This window comes from Paenibacillus solanacearum, from assembly GCF_910593845.1.
Lineage (GTDB): Bacteria > Bacillota > Bacilli > Paenibacillales > NBRC-103111 > Paenibacillus_G > Paenibacillus_G solanacearum.
Genome location: NZ_CAJVAS010000113.1, coordinates 1 through 1,159 on the forward strand (window position 1 = coordinate 1; position 1,159 = coordinate 1,159).

Consider the following 1,159-nt stretch of genomic DNA (forward strand, 5'->3'; position numbering starts at 1 on the left):
GTCTAGTAGATGACATACAACTAAAGAACTCCTTTTTTGCTGTCTAGATTCTATGTAGCATTATAATTCTTCCAGTATTGTATTAGAATCCTTTAGCATTTCACCTTGAAGCTGAGATAAATAAGCCACTTTAACATCATCATTTATTTCAATTGAATCATGATTATTTTTAAAAATCTCCCGAAGTAAGGTCGTTTTCCCGGTACCGTTTGAACCGATAATAGCTACTTTATCTGTAGATTTTATCTCAAAGTTAACATTGTCTAAAAGCAGCTCATCAAAGCCAACACTATAATTATTGACATTTACAACAATGGTATCTTCAATTTCATTATCAATACCAAAACTGATATTCGGTTGCTTAATATCAACAAATGGCGCTTTAATTCTACGCGCTTCCAACCTTTCATGAAATTTAACTCTAGCTTTTAACGTTCTCCCTCTTGATGCTTCAGAATTATTAGTTGCAATAGCTCTAAGATTATTGATGATGTTCTCGTTTCTCTCAATCTCTTCATGCTCAGCAACTGCGAGTTCTTGTAACTCCATTTTTGTCTGAAGTAATGAAAAGTTATACTCAATATATCGCCCATCAAACTCTTGGATCTCCATGTTTTCAAGGTGTATAATTTTGTTGAAACAATGATTCAATAGATATCGGCTATGCGTAACAACTAGCAGCATTCCTTTGTGAGAATTAATAAGTTTTTTTAGCGCATTTAGGTTTTCGAAGTCTAAAAACACATCCGGTTCGTCCATAATCATTAAGTCAGGACGATTAAGCATTTCCTTTATCACTTGAATAAGTTTGAATTCCCCGCCACTCAGGTCGTTTACCTTAAGATCTCTTCGCTTCATGAGGTTTGCTAGACTTAGCTGCTTATGAATGTTACTTTCAAAATCATTCCCGCCCATTGCATCAAATGCGTCTAAAGCCAATTGATACTTTTCGAGTAAAGGTTCTATATCTGATGAAGTTTCCATTTCCGTGCAAATCGATTGAATTTCATTTTGGATCTTTATAAATTGTTCTCCTATAAGTGTGGTGAAAAATCAGTTTTTGGCATTGTCTTTCTGACGAGCCAGTTAAAGAAAAACATTGAAATGTGTAAAAGCCAAGCAAGTTGAAGGATACGCTGTGCCCGTGAAGTTTACATTA

Annotated in this window: 1 pseudogene; it reads right to left on the minus strand. The window is 34.6% G+C overall.

From position 1 onward, the window contains the following. Nucleotides 1-66 precede the first annotated feature (66 nt). Nucleotides 67-1,038 (minus strand): annotated as a pseudogene (locus KXG62_RS33800) (ATP-binding cassette domain-containing protein); the annotation flags it as partial. Nucleotides 1,039-1,159: the final 121 nt, after the last annotated feature.